A 15,315-nucleotide genomic window follows, 5' to 3' on the forward strand; every position below is an offset into this window, starting at 1 on the left:
GATGAGCATAGACCGGTTGATCAACATGATCCTGCGCCGTCTTGTGGGCCGCGCGGTCAATGCAGGCGTCAACGCCGGGATCAGGGCAATCGCCAAGCGCGACAAGGGGCAGGGCACGGAAAAATCCGCGCGCCCGCTGCCACAGGACAAGGCAACCGCCCAGAAGGCGCGCCTGACCGGGCGCAATACCCGACCCCCACGGTTCTAGGCTCAGGCTCCCCCAGTCAGGGCGTCAGCCCTTGGTTTGGGGTTTGAAATGCTTTGATAGCTTCAGCCCCTGACCCTGATAGTTTGATGCGATATCAACGCCATAGAGCTGTTCGGGGACTTCCGACATCTTCTCGTAGACCAGCCGCCCCACGACCTGCCCGTGCTCCAGCACAAAGGGCGCATCATGGCAGCGCACTTCCAGAACGCCACGCGATCCGGCCCCACCAGCGGCAGCATAGCCAAAACCGGGATCAAAGAAGCCCGCGTAATGCACCCGGAATTCGCCCACCATCGCCAGATAGGGCGCCATTTCGGCAGCATAATCCGGCGGGATGGCAATCGCCTCGCGGCTCACCAGAATGTAGAACGCACCGGGATCCAGAATGATCTGCCCCTTGGTGGTGCGGACCTCTTCCCAGTACTCCGCCGGATCGTAATGGCCGAGCTTTGACAGATCGACCACACCGGTGTGATGTTTGGCGCGGTATCCCACCAGATCGCCCCGCTCAGGCCGAAGATCGACGGAGAAGCCCAGACCGTCGGAGATCACCGGTGTTCCCGACACAATCGGCGTCGCCTCATGCACTGCGCGCAGCTCCGCGTCACTGAGGAATGTGCGCCCCTGACGAAAGATGATCTGCGTCAGCAGCTGCCCCGGCTGCACCACAACTGAGAAGCTCTGCGGGCAGATTTCCGCATAAAGCGGCCCGTCATAGCCATCGGTGACCCGGTCGAACTCAACACCCTGATCGGTGATCACCCGCGTCATCACATCCAGCCGCCCGATGGAGGATTTGGCGCTGGCGGCGGCTGTCATTCCCTCGGGCAGACGGATCCGCTCCATTAGCGGCACCACATAGACGCAGCCCTTTTCCAGCACCGCACCACCGGTCAGCGCCACCCGGTGCATGGTCAGATCCTCCAGCCGGTCGGCCACCGTGCGCCCCAGACCGGGCAGAAAGGAGGCCCGCACCCGATAGGCACAATCACTCAGCCGCAGATCAAGGCTCGCCGGTTGGATCTGGTCATTCAGGATCGGAGAAGAAGCGGAAATCGCAGCCTCGGTGATCATCTGGCGGATTTGGCGATCCGACAGCACGCCCTGTGCCGCTCCGCTCACGAGCCGTGGTTCTGATGTCATCCCGATCCTCCCAACGCTTTATTATCAATACCTTGCACGAAAGGCAGATACAAAAACACCCACCCCAGAGAGGGGCGGGCGTTTTTTAGCCCCTTGCGAGGCGGGGTATTTTGGTCGGGCTAGCAGGACTCGAACCTGCGACCTTCCGTCCCCCAGACGGACGCGCTACCAGGCTGCGCTATAGCCCGTTGCGCTGGTTTCTACCCGTTTTTCCGGCAGGGGCAAGCGAAAAAACCAGATTATTTCGCCGTCTCTGCAAGATTAATGTGACGCGACCCTAGGCAGCGCCCCGATGCGCCCGCAATGCCTCGGCACAGGCGCGGGCCTGTCCGACATGATCCGCAGGCAGCTGCGCAATCCCCGCAAGCCGCGACAGCGCGCCGGAGGTCTGCGCAGCGCGCGGCTCCGCCTCATCGGGGATATCAATCACCAGCGGTCGAAGCTCCGGCGCCGCAGCCTCGGTGGGATCGTCGGCGGTAGGGGTGTCAGCGGCAGATGTATCAGCGGCGGGCAGGTCCGCTTCGGCCACATCGGCTGCGGGGAGATCGGGTTCGACAAATTCCTGCCCAGCCGGGGCGGAAACCGGCGCGGCAGGCTCTGCCGGTTCATCCAGCGGCGGCGCCGTCTCCGTGACCTCTGCGACCTCGATAACCTCTGCCATCGCCTCATGGTCCGGCGTTGCCGCATCCACAGGCTCTGCGAGCGGCGCGGTCTGCGCCAGCTCTTCAGGCTCTGCCAATTCGGTTGCCGCGCCCAGTTCGACAGGGGCGGTCAATTCGCTCGGCAGGCTCAGTTCGCCCGTGGCAGCCATATCGGAGCCACCCGCGGGCATCGCAGCCGCATCCTCGTCATGTGGCTCAGGCGCGATAGGTTCAACCGCGCCTTCGGTCACCTCGGATGCCGGGTCAGCGGTGGCCAGTTCCGTGGCCTCCGCTTCGGGATGCTCCGGCGCGACAGCCGCAAATCCTGCGTCCTCAAGTCCCGCAAGGTCGGGTTCCACGAGGTCAGGTTCCGGCAGGTCAGGTTCCGGCAACGCGGCATCCTCCTGCACCGGCGTGGTCAACAGATCCTCATCAACCGCAGGCGCAGCCAAGACCGGGTCGCTGACAATGCCCGCGTCCAGCTGCGGATCCTCCAGGGCAACCGGAGCCGCAACCTCAACCTCGGTCGCAACCTCAGCCAGATCTGGCAGCTCTTCCGGCCCTGCTTCCAGTGCCGCCACAGCCTCAAGATCCGCACGATCGGCAACCGGGTCAGGCATATCCAGCACGTCAGCCGGAGGCGCGGCAGCGTCCGGCGTCTCCGCCGCATCGGCAAAGGCCAGCGGCACATCCTCGGGCGAGGGGGCCTCATTGTCGTCGGGCAGATGATCATCCGCTGCGTCGGTCAGCAGATCGCTGCCCGCCAGTTCGCCCGGCATCAGATCGCCATCTGCCAGCGCGTCATCTGACACATCGCCACCAGCGAAAAAGTCGGTTGTCGCTACCGGCTCGGCAGCTTCCTGTGCGACATCGGCCTCAGGATCGGCCAGCGGCTGCACTGTGACCTCTGGCACGGCCTCCGCCGCAGGCGCGTCCGGTGGCATATCGCCAAGTGCGGGATCGCTGTCCAGCGCCTCAACCACGGGTGCCGGGCTGTCGCCCTGATCAAACACCACGGGATCTTGCGTATCCGTCTCGGCGAGGGCCTCGGCCATCGGCGCATCAGAGTCGGCAGCAAATACATCCGCGCCAGCACCGGCAGGGGCCTCGGCCTCATCGGCGGCAGGCGCCATTGCCATGGATACCGGCGTTTCCACCTCGGGCGAGGCAAGCTCCTCATCCCCCCAGGGAGAGGGATTCGGTGCCTCGGCCTCGATTGATGCGTCTTCGGCAGTCTCTTCCACGGCCTCCGGGATGAGCTCAGGCTCAGGCTCGACCTCAGGCTCAGGCTCAGGTGCGAGGAGCGGCGCTGGCTCAGCCTCGGCCATCAGCTCCACCGGCGCGATAGTTGTCACCGGCTCGCCCGGTTCTGCCATCAGCGCGGCGCTGTCAGACATGGCGCTATCAGACATGGCGCTGTCAGGCGCATATGGCGCAGGCGCGGCGCTGTCATCTGCGCCCGCATCTGTGTCCAGAGCCATGGCAACCGGGCTGTCCGCTGGACTCTCAACCGGACTCGCAACCGGCATCTCGATTGTCGCCTCCAGCGCCGGATCCGCTGACGGTTCGGCAAGCCTGTTCCCTTCCGCCGCCACCGGCGGGAGCGCCGCAGCCTCGGCGACCTCCACGGTGCCGGGGTCTTGCGCCTCCGGCGTCTCCGGCCAGAGCTGCGCCTGCCCCTGCTCCGGCGCATCCGCCACAGCCTCGACAGGCGCATCCAGCAGCGCATCGTCTTCCTCACCAAGCGGCAGGCCCGGTTGGGTCAGCTCCGCTGCAACATCGGATGGCGCCGCCGGGGGCAGGTCCGCGATCGCGTCGGCGGTATCCGCCGGCACGGAAACGTCGGGTGCCTGCGGCATGGCCGCGCCCATCATGGGCGGGAGGTCATCCGCAGGACCATCTGCCTGTGGCGCGCTCTCGGGGGCGTCGGCCATGACATGCAGATCGCTGGTGGGTTCGGCGGCGGCAGGGATGGCGGTTTCGCTGACCGGTGCGGCAGGCGGGTGGACCGAACCGGTCTGCGCGACAGCCGCGTCAATCGGATCCATCGGCGCCATGGCAGGCTCCGCCGCAAGCGGCGCTGCCGGAGCGGGTGCAGCTGCGGCGGGTGGAACATCTGCCAGTGGGGCCATTGGTGCCGCGCCCTGAGGCTGCACAGGCGTCAGGGAGGCAGCGCCGGTTTCGGGCTGCGCCGGGACAGGGCCAGCATCGGAAGGCTGCGCCACGGCGGCGGCGTCGAAGGCGGCAGCCTCAACCGGACCGGCATCCACCGGTGACGTTGCTGCGGAGCCGACCACTGGCGCGGGCGGGCCACCTGCGGCGGGCGCTGCGGGCATTACCGGCGCAACAGGCGCGGCGGAAGCAGGGGCCATTGGTGCCGCTGCTGCGGGCTGCATCCCAGCCGAGGCCGCGCCGGGGGAGGCATCCGCAGCCAGAGGGGCCATTGGTGCAGCGGCAGGAGTGGTCGCAGCGGAGGCGACAGGCGCGGTGACAGGCGCAGTGGCGGGCACGTCCGTAGCAGGCATCTCAACAGCGGGGGCGGCTGCCACCTCTGGCGTCTGCGCGGTTGCAGGCTCGGGCGCGGGCGCTTCGGCGTCGGAGAAAAGATCACCCCCGGACAGCTCCGCGCTGGCGGGTTCCTCCTGCGCCTCTGCGACCGTGGCCTCAATTGTGTCCGCCTCGACCGCGTCCGCCTCAACCGTGTCGGCATCTATCGGCGCGCCACCGCCCATCGCGGCGACATGGACCGGGCCATGTTCGCGTAACAGCGCCTGCACATCCTTGATGGACAGCCCCTTGTCGTGCAGCAAGTACTTGATGCTGCTGATCAATTCCACATCGGCAGGACGATAGTACCGGCGTCCGCCTGCGCGTTTGACCGGTTTGATCTGGGTGAATTTGCTTTCCCAGAAACGCAATACATGCGCCTGGATCCCCAGCCACTCCGCAACTTCGCTGATGGTGCGGAAGGCGTCTGGTGATTTTGACATCGCGTGGTGTGTCCCGTGGTTACTGACCGTTATTTACGGTTCCCGTCTGCCACCCGGTCCTTCATCAGATGCGATGGTCGAAAGGTCAAAACCCGGCGAGGCTGAATGGGCACCTCTTCGCCGGTCTTCGGGTTGCGGCCAACGCGGGCGGATTTATCGCGCACGCTGAATGTCCCGAAGGAAGAAATTTTGACCTGTTCCCCACGGACCAGGGCGTCAGACATATGCTGAAGCATGCTTTCCACCAGCTGCGCGCTTTCGTTGCGCGACAGGCCAACCTCGCGGAAGACCGCTTCACTCAAATCCATTCGTGTTAGTGTTTTTTCGCCCATGACTATCCCCGCTGTTTGGCAAAGCATAGGGCGGGGGGAATTTCCCTGTCAATATCAATGAATTGCATCGCGGAGTTCCGCCCGTAAAATCGCGCCGCTTCTCGGGCTGGCTTTGCCGCTTACCAGCGCAGGACAACCGATCCCCAGGCCAGACCGCCGCCGATGGCTTCGGTGACGACCAGATCGCCCTGTTTGATCTGGCCGCGTTCCTTGCCCACTGACAGCGCCAGCGGGATCGAGGCGGCCGAGGTATTGCCGTGGTCTTGCACGGTGACCACCACCTTTTCCATCGGCAGGCCCATCTTCTTGGCGGTGCCCTGGATGATGCGGATATTGGCCTGATGGGGCACGATCCAATCGACATCGGCGGCGGTCAGGCCGGCGCGCTCCAGCGCGGTATTGGCAGTGGAGGCCAGTTTCTCGACCGCATGGCGGAACACCTGATTGCCCTGCATCCGCAGATGGCCGGTGTTCTGGGTGGAAACGCCGCCGTCCACATAAAGCAGATCCTTGTAGCGACCGTCGGAATTGAGGTCGGTGGCCAGAATACCACGGTCGGCACTGGTGCCTGCGCCGTCCTGCGCCTCCAGAACCAGCGCACCGGCACCATCGCCGAACAGCACACAGGTGGAGCGGTCGCTCCAGTCCATGATCTTGCTGAAGGTCTCGGCCCCGATCACCAGCACCTTCTCGGCCTGCCCGGAGGCCACCAGCGCATTGGCGTTGCTCAGCGCATAGACAAACCCGGCGCAGACCGCCTGCACGTCAAAGGCAAAGCCACGGGTCATGCCCAGCTGGGCCTGCACCATGGTGGCGGCAGAGGGGAAGGTGAGATCGGCGGTCGATGTGGCCACCACGATGGCGTCGATATCATCCGCGGTCAGCCCGGCATCACCCAGCGCCTTTTCGGCGGCCTTGGTGGCCATGAAGGAAGTGGTCTCGCCGTCGGCGGCGAAATGGCGGCGCTCAATCCCGGAGCGGCTGCGAATCCATTCGTCCGACGTATCCAGCGTGGCTTCGAATTCCGCGTTCTCGACCACGCGTTCAGGGAGATAATGCCCGGTCCCGACAATTACTGCGCGTCGCGTCATTCTGATGCCTGCCTTTTAGTCTTTTTTGGTGGGCGCCTGGTCGGTTTTGGTCTCGTCCATTTGCGCTGGTTTATCTTGGGTAAGCGCCACAGAGGATGCAACCCGTGCGGCGAGTTTTTCTGCAAACCCCTGCTGGGCAAGACGGAAGGCCAGCTTCACCGCCGCCGAGACACCGGTGGCATCCGCGCCACCATGGGATTTCACCACGGTGCCATTGAGACCAAGGAAAACACCGCCATTGACCCGGCGCGGGTCCATGCGCTTGGACAGCCGCTTGAGCGAGGTCATCGCCAGCAGCGCCGCAATCCTGGACAGGAACGAATATTCAAAGGCTTCCCGCAGGGCGACACGCATCAGGCTGGCAGTGCCCTCGCCGGTCTTGATCGCGACATTGCCGGTGAACCCGTCGGTGACGATCACATCGGCGACATCGCCGGGGATATCGCTGCCCTCGACAAAACCGACAAAGTCAAACCCCCCGGTTTCGGAATGATCCGAGATCAGCCCATAGGCTTCTTTCAGGTCGGCATGGCCCTTGTGCTCTTCGGTGCCGACATTCAGCAGGCCCACGCGGGGGCGGGGAATGTCCATCGAATTGCGCACATAAGAGGTGCCCATCATGGCGTATTGCAGCAGATCCTGCGCGTCGGCGCGCACATCGGCGCCAACATCGAGCATCACGTTGAAGCCCTGCGGATTGTGCGACGGCCAGAGAATCGCAATGGCCGGGCGGTTCACACCGGGCAGCTTGCGCAGCCGCAGCATCGACAGCGCCATCAGCGCGCCGGTATTGCCGCAGGAGACCGCACCGGCGGCTTCACCCTCCTTGACCGACTCCAGCGTCGACCACATCGACGTGCCCTTGCCGTGGCGCATCACCTGAGAGGGCTTGTCCTCCATGGTGACCACATCGCGGGCATCGCGGAATTCCACCCGGCCGTCGAGAATACGCTTCTTGGCGACCAGTGGCGTCAGTTGTTCTTCGGGACCATGCAGGATGAACCCCAGATCGGGGTTCTTTTCGGCGGACATGGCAATGCCGGCCACCACAACTGCGGGGCCGGCATCTCCGCCCATGGCGTCAACCGAAATAACTATGCGGCCGGCATTCTTCTGCATCTGATCGGGTTTACCCGCCATGAAAATGCCTGCCTGACATTAAGTCTGGTGCAGACGCGGCTTAGGCCGCGTCTTCGTCCATGTCGATCTCGTCAGCGGCTGCGACGATTTCTTTCTCGTCGTAGTGGCCGCAGGAGGGGCATACGTGGTGCGGACGCTTCAGTTCGCCACAGTTGCCGCATTCGTTCGGGTTTGCAGCAACCAGTGCATCGTGCGCGCGGCGGTTGTTGCGACGCGACTTGGATACTTTGTTCTGTTGGACAGCCATGTCTCAACCTTTGTCACTTGGGGCCTTGGGGCTGTCCCCGCGGCGCGTTTCACATTCAATGTTTCGATCGGTCTGCCGTGCGTTTAGGCCTCAGCCTTGCCGATGTCCAACCAAAATTCCGATGAGCGCGCGAAAATACTGCGAATTGACGCTGGCGCAAGTGGTTTTTTGGCCGGTCAGCGCATGAACACCAATCGGAATCGTCTGGCCGCTCTCTTTTCAGTCTTCGCGGCTGCCGTCAAGCTGATCACGCAGCGCGGCCAGCCCGGCAAAGGGCTTTGTGTCCTCGTCGCGCATCGGGGCAACACCCGGTTCGGCGTGCACTGATTCTCCGAGCGAGACGCCGTCTTTACGGGGGTATTGCGGCAGCGCCAACGCCAGCGCTTCGACCATCACCTCATGCGGGGAGATATGGCTGCCCAGCGGTTCGCTGGTGTCATCCTCGGGCATCTCCACCTCTTCCTCGCTGTCGGGATGCACCATCCCGGCGATAAAGCTGCGGCGCACCTTCTGATCAATGCGGGTGGTCACCGGATCCAGTGTCACCACGCAGGGCTGCACCACGGTGGCGCCCAGATCCGCAACCAGTTCCCAGTCACGTTTGCCCAGAGCGCGGATCTCTCCGGCAAAGCGCAGTTTGCGCAGATCGTCGACGCCCAGCTCCTGCGCGAGGGCGGTCAGACCAGCGGCGTCGGGGCGCAGTTCGAACGAGGTTGCGCGGTTTTGCGGCAGGTCAGCGACCCGAAAAGCGGTGCTCTCAGACATTTGGGGGACTTTCGTTTCTTGAACCGGAGGCTTGGTTTAGGTAATCCGGTTCAAAGGCGTATTCAAGCCGGGGGGCAAGAGAGTAGCATGGCATCCAAACGTATGAGGTCGCTGAAGGCGGCGACAAGGGTCACGGTTCTCTTGGTAGCGGGGCTCGCGGTTGGCGCCTGTTCCATGTACCGCAAGCACGGATATGTCCCCAGCGAAGAGCTGCTGTCAGAGGTGGTTGTCGGCGTTGATACCAAGGACAGCGTTGCTGAAACCATTGGGGTTCCGGCGGCTGAGGGCGTGCTGACCGATGGCGGCTACTACTATGTTTCCACCCTGATGCGCCGACGCGGACCTTCGGCCAGCAAGCCGGTCTCGCGGGAGCTGGTTGCGATCAATTTCAACGGTCAGGGCGTGGTCACGGGGATCGAACGCTACGGTCTGGAGCAGGGCCGGGTGATTCCCCTGCAACGCCGCGTGACCAGCTCTAACGTGCAGGACAAGACCTTCTTGCGCCAGCTGCTGGGCAGCCTCGGCAACTTTGGTCCCGGTGGGCTGATCGAATGATGCGGCGGGTCTGATTGGCCTGCATATCAAATTCTGAGAAAGCCATCCCGATCCGGGGTGGCTTTCGTCGTTTGGCTGATACGTGATCCATGCTAGGCAGGCCTCAGGCTGCGGTGCCTGTGGTCGCTGGAAGAGCTGCGTTGAGTGATCTGTTGCCCCTTGTGAAGATGTCCCCTGCAAAGGTCGCGCCGCGGCCGCTGCTGTGTCGTGGCCGCTATCGGGTCCGGCTGATTGATGGCGCCGGGCAGGTGGCCGGTGATGGCGGCGATCTGCAACGGGCGCGGGCGCTGCGAAGCCTGTGTTTCGGCCGCAGCAAGCTCGACGCAGAACCGCTGGACCTGCGCTGCCAGCATATGCTGATCGAGGATCAGGCCAGCGGTGTTCTGGTCTGTTGTTTTCGCCTTCTGCTGCTGCCAGATGGCGCATATATCGCCCAGAGTTATTCCGCGCAAAGCTATGATCTGAATATGTTTTCCGCCCGTCGTGGCCCGTTGCTGGAGCTGGGAAGGTTCTGCATCCATCCCGATTGGCAGGATGCCGATATCCTGCGGCTTGCCTGGGGGGCGCTGACGGCGTTTGTCGATGATCACGGGGTCGAGCTGCTGTTTGGCTGCTCGTCCTTTCAGGGTGTTGATCCGGCGCCCTATGGGCAGGCCCTTGCCCTGCTGCTGGCCCGTCATCAGGCACCGACCGGGCAGGGGGTGGGGGTGCGGGCGGCGCAGGTGCTGCCCCTTGCGGCACTGGATCTGCCGCCCGTGGATGGCAAGGCGGCGCAGCAGCAGATGCCACCCCTGTTGCGCACCTATCTGATGATGGGCGGCTGGGTCAGCGACCATGCGGTGATCGACCGCGAGCTTGGCACGCTGCATCTCTTTACGGCGGTGGAAATCGCCACTATTCCCGCAGCGCGCAAACGTCTGCTGCGCGCCATTGTCACTGGCGTTGACCGTCCGGTGCGCTGACAGCCGTTGACCTGCCCCGCGCCCCGGTTTAGCAGCCTCACATGGCACGTATTCCTCTTTTACAGATGTCCGGTATCTCCCTCACCTTTGGGGGCGATCCGGTGTTCGCGGATCTTGATCTGGTGGTGCAACCCGGCGACCGGGTGGCGCTGGTCGGGCGCAATGGCTCCGGCAAATCCACCCTGATGAAGGTGATGGCCGGTCTGGTCGAGGCCGACACCGGCTCGCTGGTGGTGCCGCCGGGCAAATCCGTCGGCTATATGGAGCAGGACCCGCAGATGACCGGGTTTGCCACGCTGGGCGAATTTGCCAGTTCCGAACTGGATCCGGGCGAGATGTACAAGGTGGAGCGGGCAGGCGAGGGGCTGAAGTTTGATCCCGCCCGCCCTGTGGCGACGGCCTCCGGTGGTGAAAAACGCCGCGCGGCGCTGGCCAAGCTGATGGCCGAGGCACCCGATCTGATGCTCTTGGACGAGCCGACCAACCATCTGGATATCGAGGCGATCACCTGGCTTGAGAATGAGCTGAAATCGACCCGCGCCGCCTTTGTGCTGATTTCGCACGACCGGGCGTTTCTGCGCGCCCTGACCCGCGCGACGCTTTGGGTGGACCGGGGGCAGGTGCGCCGTCAGGAGAAGGGGTTTGATGCCTTTGAGGCCTGGCGCGACAAGATCTGGGAAGAAGAAGACCAGCAGAGGCATAAGCTGAACCGGCTGATCAAATCCGAAAGCCGCTGGGCGGTGGAGGGCATCTCCGCCCGCCGCAAACGCAATATGGGCCGGGTGCGCGCGCTTCAGGATCTGAAATCGGAGCGGTCCAGCCAGATCAAGCGGCAGGGCACGGCTGAGCTGGCGCTGGACGCGGGCCCCAAATCGGGCCGCAAGGTGATCGAGGCCGAAGGGCTGACAAAATCCTACGGTGACAAGGCAATTGTGCGGGACTTCTCGCTGAAGGTGCAGCGCGGCGATCGCGTTGCCTTTGTCGGGCCGAATGGGGCAGGTAAGACCACGCTCCTGAAGATGCTGCTGGGGCTGGAACAGCCTGATGAAGGCCATGTGCAGATGGGCACCAATCTGGAGCTGGCGCTGTTTGATCAGACCCGTGATCAGCTGGACGGCGATGCCAGTCTCTGGGAAAACCTGACCTCGGATCCGCTTCTGGGGATTTCTGGCAAGGCGGATCAGGTGATGGTCCGGGGGCAGCCGAAACATGTGGTCGGCTACCTGAAGGAATTCCTGTTCGACGAGGCGCAGGCCCGCGCGCCGGTGCGGTCCCTGTCCGGCGGCGAGAAGGCGCGTCTCTTGCTGGCGCGGCTGATGGCGCGGCAGAGCAACCTGCTGGTGCTGGACGAACCGACCAATGATCTGGATGTCGAGACGCTCGACCTGTTGCAGGAACTCCTGGACAGCTACGATGGCACGGTTCTGCTGGTGAGCCATGACCGGGATTTTCTGGACCGCGTGGCCACCACCACCATCGCCATGGAAGGCGGCGGCGGGGCCACGGCCTATGCTGGCGGCTGGAGTGACTATCTGGCCCAGCGTGCCCCGGTTGAAGGTGCCGCAGAGAAAGCTGAGAAAGCCAAGGCGAGCAAGCCGAAACCCAAGCAGGAAGCCCAGCCCAAGGACGGTCTGAGCTTTAAGGAAAAACACCGGCTGGAGGCGCTGCCCGGAGAGATCGAGCGGCTGGAGGCGGAGATCGCCAAATTGCAGCAGCTGATGGCTGATCCCGAGCTGTTCACCCGCGAACCGGTGAAGTTCCAGAAGGCCACCGATGCGCTGGTGGAGCGGCAGGAGAAACTCTCTGCCGCTGAGGAAGAATGGCTGGAGCTGGAAGAGAAATCCGCAGGCTGAAGCCCCTCTGATTTTTCGGTAAGCAGGGCTGACCCAATGTTTCGCGTGCGAAATATTGGGTCAAAGACGCTGCCGTAGTCTTTTGTAAAATATAAATTTTTCCTGATTGAAGCCTAAGGCGGCGCGCGGTAGCTGCGCAATGGGTGCGAGTTTTGACCCTGCGGATGCTAGCGAGGAAGCGCCCGCGCCGGATTGCCGACCACTGTCACCCCGGCCTCCACATCTCGTGTCACCACCGCGCCGGCACCGACGATGGCGCCATCGCCGATGCTGACGCCGGGCAGGATGATCGCGCCGCCACCGATCCAGACATCGCACCCCAGCGTGACTGGATGGGCGATTTCCAACCCCTTGGCGCGCAAGGCTTTATCCTTATGGTGCTGGGCGCAGTAGATCTGCACATTCGGCCCCAGCATGGAGCGGTCCCCAATGCGCACCGGCGCGGTATCAAGGATGGTGCAGCCCGCGTTCAAATAGACCTGATGCCCGAGGGTGATATTGACCCCGTAGGCGCAGTGAAACGGGGCCTCGATCAGGCAATTCTGCCCATGTTCTGCAAAGAGGGCTGCCAGTGACGGGCTGAGGCTGTCGCCGGGGTCAGGGGGGCGGTGATTGTGCTGATGCACTGCCAAGCGGGCCTGATGACGCAACGCGGAGAGTTCGCTGTCCAGGCAACAGTACCAGTCGCCCGCCTGCATCTTTTGTCGTTCGGATCTGCTCATGCCGGATCCGTTCCGGGCGAGGGTGGTGTGATGGTTCGGGTGTAGTCATCCATCAGATCCGCCAGCTCCTTTGCCGTGGTAGGGAAGCGGGCATAGCTGTGAGAGGCCGGAACCGTCGCCCAGGGCTGTTTGTCCTCGGTCATGACTTCGACATAGGGGGTGAACCAAGTCAGATCATCGAGTAGGGAGGCGCGCAGGTTCACCCGTTCTGGTGCCGCCTTCAGGCGGGAGAGGACAAAGCTGAGGCAGGTCGGGCAGTAATAATGCTTGCGCTCTTCGCTGTGTTTTCCACCCTGCACCAGCTCTCCCGTGACGGTGACCGCCTCTGCCGGAAACATGACGGTCAGGGAATAGGCGCTGGCGGCAAGTTTCTGACAATCGCGGCAGTGGCAGGCCAGCGTCAGCAGGGGGGAGGCGGTGACATGCAGCTGGACAGCACCGCAGAGACAGGCGCCGGTCAGCGGCAGGTTGGGCTGGGTCATGGGTCTGCTCCCCCTCGGCAAGGTTGTGCGACAGGCTAGCGGAGAACCGGGAGGCTGTCGCTGATCAATTCCGTATTGCGCGGAGAGGGGAGAGGGGGTGTCTCAAGGGGTGGTCTGCCCCTTGAGGTCTTGGTTTCGATGCGGGCAACCGAGAGCGCCTCAGCGCATCCGCAGCGCGCCGTCGAGGCGGATCACCTCGCCGTTGAGATAGCCCATCTCGACGATGAACCCGGCCAGACGGCCATATTCGGCAGGGTCGCCAAGCCGGGCCGGGTTGGGCACATCGGCGGCGAGCTGCTGCTGCACCTCTTCCGGCAGGCCCGCCAGCATCGGGGTCATGAAGATGCCCGGCGCGATGGTCATCACCCGCACGCCAGAGGACGCGAGATCACGGGCCATCGGCAGGCACATGCCCACAACGCCGCCTTTGGAGGCGGCATAGGCAGCCTGACCCTTTTGGCCGTCAAAGGCCGCGATTGACGCGGTGTTGATGATGACACCCCGGCCACCGTCTGCCTCAGCCTCGCATTTGGCGATTTCCACCGCAGCGAGCCGGGCGACGTTGAAGGTGCCGACAAGGTTGATGTCGATGGTGCGCTGATAGGCATCCAGAGGGTGCGCGCCATCGCGGCCCACGGTCTTGATGCCAAGGGCGATGCCTGCGCAGTTCACACAGACGTTGATCTTGCCCATCTTCTCGCTGGCAAGCGCCATGGCTGCGGCTACCGACTCTTCGCTAGTGACATCGGTCTGGGCAAAATGCCCGCCGATTTCGGAGGCTACGGCAGCGCCGCGTTCGGCGTCACGATCCAGGAGCGTGACCTGGGCGCCTTGGGCGGCAAAATGACGGGCGGTGGCCTCACCAAGGCCAGAGGCGCCGCCGGTGATGACGGCGGCGGTTTGCGACAGTTTCATGAGCAGGGCTCCTCCCGGGGGTCTATGCTATCGGGTTCATATCTGAACGTGTGTTCAGATAATCACGTCCCCCTAGCAGTGTCCAGAGAGCCCGGGGTTCATCAGCCGTTTGTCGAGCGCGGCGAGCGGACGCAGCAGCCGACCCAGCGGCGGCCAATAGGCCCAGGTGCCACCCAGCTGGTGCAGCCGTGCGCCGGTGCCCAGTTTGAAGCGGGCCAGACCGGCGGCGTTTTCGGTGTTGATCACGCCAAGGTCGAGCTGTTCATAGCCGCGTTTGGCAAGCCAGGACATCGCCTCCCACATCAGCAGGTTATGGGCGGACAGCGCCTTGCCGCGATCGGTGGTATGGCCGATGTGATAGGTGGCGCCACGCCCATGGCAGAGCACCAGCACGGCGGCGACGATCTCCTTGCCGTCATGGGCTTCGAAAATCTTGGCCATCCCCTTGTTCTCGCGGGCATAGGCCAGGGTCAGATCCACTGGCCAGTTGCGATAGCCGCGGCTGGATTGCTGCGCGGCATCAGCAGCAAAGATCCAGTGCGCCGGGGTCTGGGGCAGGGATTGGCGGGTGATGCGCAGCCCCTGCTGTTCGCCATGGACCAGCCGGTTGCGCCATTTCTGATGCAGCGCCGCGCGGCGCTGATCCGGGTCACCGGTGAGGTCGAGCAAACCGACATGCGCCGGGCTGACCAGCGCCACCGCGCCGTGGCGGGCGAGGGCGGGGGTCGGCGTTTCTGGCGACAGGATGACGGGCGTGCGGCGCAGGCCGTTTTCCTGCAATTGTTCCAGCAGTCGCAACGGCTTGTCGATGCGGGCGCGGTTGACCATGGCCACGTTGATGCGGCCCCAGAGCTTGCGGCGCATGACGACGGTGCCTTTCATCTGGTTCAGCACCAGAGGGTCCTTGCCCGTCGCCTGAAGCGCGCGGGCAAATTCCGCCGATTGCGGTAGGGCAGAGATGGTTTCGTCGCGGAGAATGGGGCGGGGCATGACATCTGCTGGTGTGAAATCGAACATGGCGCCATTAACCGCAGCGAAACCTAAATGATGGTTAATGAAGATATGAAAAATGCGAATAAAATTCGAAATCATTCCGCACCGGCTCCGCGGGTCACCAAAGCTGCGGCTCTTCTGGTGGCTCTGGCGCTGTCGCTGCCGGTTGGGCTGGTGCTGATGCTGCTGGATCTCTGGGTGCTGTGAAGCCTTTTGTTTTAGCCCGGGATCCGAGGGCAGGGTCGTGGCAGCAGCTCCGGTGCACGGCGGTGATGC

General features: G+C 63.7%; 16 protein-coding genes and 1 tRNA gene. 5 read left to right on the top strand and 12 right to left on the bottom strand.

Translation table 11 applies throughout. The features are described 5' to 3' along the window. Position 1: 1 nt before the first annotated feature. Entirely contained in the window at positions 2–208 is a 207-nt protein-coding gene (locus VXL81_RS10220) for a hypothetical protein (RefSeq protein ID WP_340545186.1), read from the top strand. Between the two features lie 24 nt (positions 209–232). On the opposite strand, the gene VXL81_RS10225 is transcribed toward VXL81_RS10220, so the two are convergent. The 8 genes from VXL81_RS10225 to VXL81_RS10260 form a co-directional block, all read right to left on the bottom strand. Next, positions 233–1,351, bottom strand: coding sequence for a 2'-deoxycytidine 5'-triphosphate deaminase (locus tag VXL81_RS10225; protein WP_340545187.1), 1,119 nt, complete (start codon positions 1,349–1,351; stop codon positions 233–235). Between the two features lie 111 nt (positions 1,352–1,462). After that, positions 1,463–1,539, bottom strand: a tRNA-Pro gene (locus VXL81_RS10230). Between the two features lie 89 nt (positions 1,540–1,628). Further along, positions 1,629–4,982: a MerR family transcriptional regulator gene (locus VXL81_RS10235; RefSeq protein ID WP_416554102.1), complete on the bottom strand. Its 3,354-nt coding sequence runs from the start codon at positions 4,980–4,982 to the stop codon at positions 1,629–1,631. Between the two features lie 29 nt (positions 4,983–5,011). Beyond that, positions 5,012–5,314 carry an integration host factor subunit alpha gene (gene ihfA, locus VXL81_RS10240; protein ID WP_008207184.1) on the bottom strand — a complete coding sequence of 101 codons (303 nt, stop codon included), beginning with the start codon at positions 5,312–5,314 and terminating at the stop codon, positions 5,012–5,014. 119 nt (positions 5,315–5,433) lie between these two features. Beyond that, complete coding sequence (locus VXL81_RS10245) at positions 5,434–6,405, bottom strand: beta-ketoacyl-ACP synthase III (RefSeq protein ID WP_416535889.1); 972 nt, start codon at positions 6,403–6,405, stop codon at positions 5,434–5,436. A gap of 15 nt (positions 6,406–6,420) precedes the next feature. Next, a complete protein-coding gene (plsX, locus tag VXL81_RS10250) occupies positions 6,421–7,545 on the bottom strand; it encodes a phosphate acyltransferase PlsX (RefSeq protein WP_416554104.1) in 1,125 nt (374 codons plus the stop codon). Positions 7,546–7,585: 40 nt separating this feature from the next. Continuing rightward, on the bottom strand, positions 7,586–7,792 hold the full coding sequence (rpmF, locus tag VXL81_RS10255; RefSeq protein WP_014874239.1) for a 50S ribosomal protein L32: 207 nt from the start codon (positions 7,790–7,792) through the stop codon (positions 7,586–7,588). Positions 7,793–8,011: 219 nt separating this feature from the next. Then, positions 8,012–8,557: a YceD family protein gene (locus VXL81_RS10260; protein WP_340545191.1), complete on the bottom strand. Its 546-nt coding sequence runs from the start codon at positions 8,555–8,557 to the stop codon at positions 8,012–8,014. Between the two features lie 87 nt (positions 8,558–8,644). Between VXL81_RS10260 and VXL81_RS10265 the strand changes: the two genes are divergently transcribed. The 3 genes from VXL81_RS10265 (at position 8,645) to VXL81_RS10275 (ending at position 11,927) form a co-directional block, all read left to right on the top strand. Further along, positions 8,645–9,112 carry an outer membrane protein assembly factor BamE gene (locus VXL81_RS10265; protein WP_416554106.1) on the top strand — a complete coding sequence of 156 codons (468 nt, stop codon included), beginning with the start codon at positions 8,645–8,647 and terminating at the stop codon, positions 9,110–9,112. A gap of 140 nt (positions 9,113–9,252) precedes the next feature. Beyond that, positions 9,253–10,074, top strand: a complete 822-nt coding sequence (locus VXL81_RS10270) for a GNAT family N-acetyltransferase (RefSeq protein ID WP_416554108.1) — start codon at positions 9,253–9,255, stop codon at positions 10,072–10,074. Positions 10,075–10,139: 65 nt separating this feature from the next. Further along, entirely contained in the window at positions 10,140–11,927 is a 1,788-nt protein-coding gene (locus VXL81_RS10275) for an ABC-F family ATP-binding cassette domain-containing protein (protein WP_416554114.1), read from the top strand. A gap of 167 nt (positions 11,928–12,094) precedes the next feature. On the opposite strand, the gene VXL81_RS10280 is transcribed toward VXL81_RS10275, so the two are convergent. From VXL81_RS10280 to VXL81_RS10295, 4 genes are all read right to left on the bottom strand, one after another. After that, on the bottom strand, positions 12,095–12,649 hold the full coding sequence (locus VXL81_RS10280; protein WP_416554110.1) for a sugar O-acetyltransferase: 555 nt from the start codon (positions 12,647–12,649) through the stop codon (positions 12,095–12,097). Then, positions 12,646–13,131 (bottom strand): GFA family protein, encoded by a 486-nt coding sequence (locus tag VXL81_RS10285; protein ID WP_416554112.1) that lies wholly within the window; start codon positions 13,129–13,131, stop codon positions 12,646–12,648. Before VXL81_RS10285 ends, VXL81_RS10280 begins: the two co-directional genes overlap by 4 nt. A 159-nt stretch (positions 13,132–13,290) precedes the next feature. Further along, positions 13,291–14,046 (bottom strand): SDR family NAD(P)-dependent oxidoreductase, encoded by a 756-nt coding sequence (locus VXL81_RS10290; RefSeq protein WP_340545196.1) that lies wholly within the window; start codon positions 14,044–14,046, stop codon positions 13,291–13,293. 72 nt (positions 14,047–14,118) lie between these two features. After that, positions 14,119–15,063 carry a GNAT family N-acetyltransferase gene (locus tag VXL81_RS10295; protein ID WP_340545197.1) on the bottom strand — a complete coding sequence of 315 codons (945 nt, stop codon included), beginning with the start codon at positions 15,061–15,063 and terminating at the stop codon, positions 14,119–14,121. Positions 15,064–15,108: 45 nt separating this feature from the next. On the opposite strand from VXL81_RS10295, the gene VXL81_RS10300 reads away from it, so the two are divergent. Next, complete coding sequence (locus VXL81_RS10300; RefSeq protein WP_340545198.1) at positions 15,109–15,246, top strand: hypothetical protein; 138 nt, start codon at positions 15,109–15,111, stop codon at positions 15,244–15,246. Positions 15,247–15,315: the final 69 nt, after the last annotated feature.

The organism is Phaeobacter sp. JH204B, from assembly GCF_048055755.1.
GTDB classification, from domain to species: Bacteria; Pseudomonadota; Alphaproteobacteria; order Rhodobacterales; family Rhodobacteraceae; genus Phaeobacter; species Phaeobacter bryozoorum.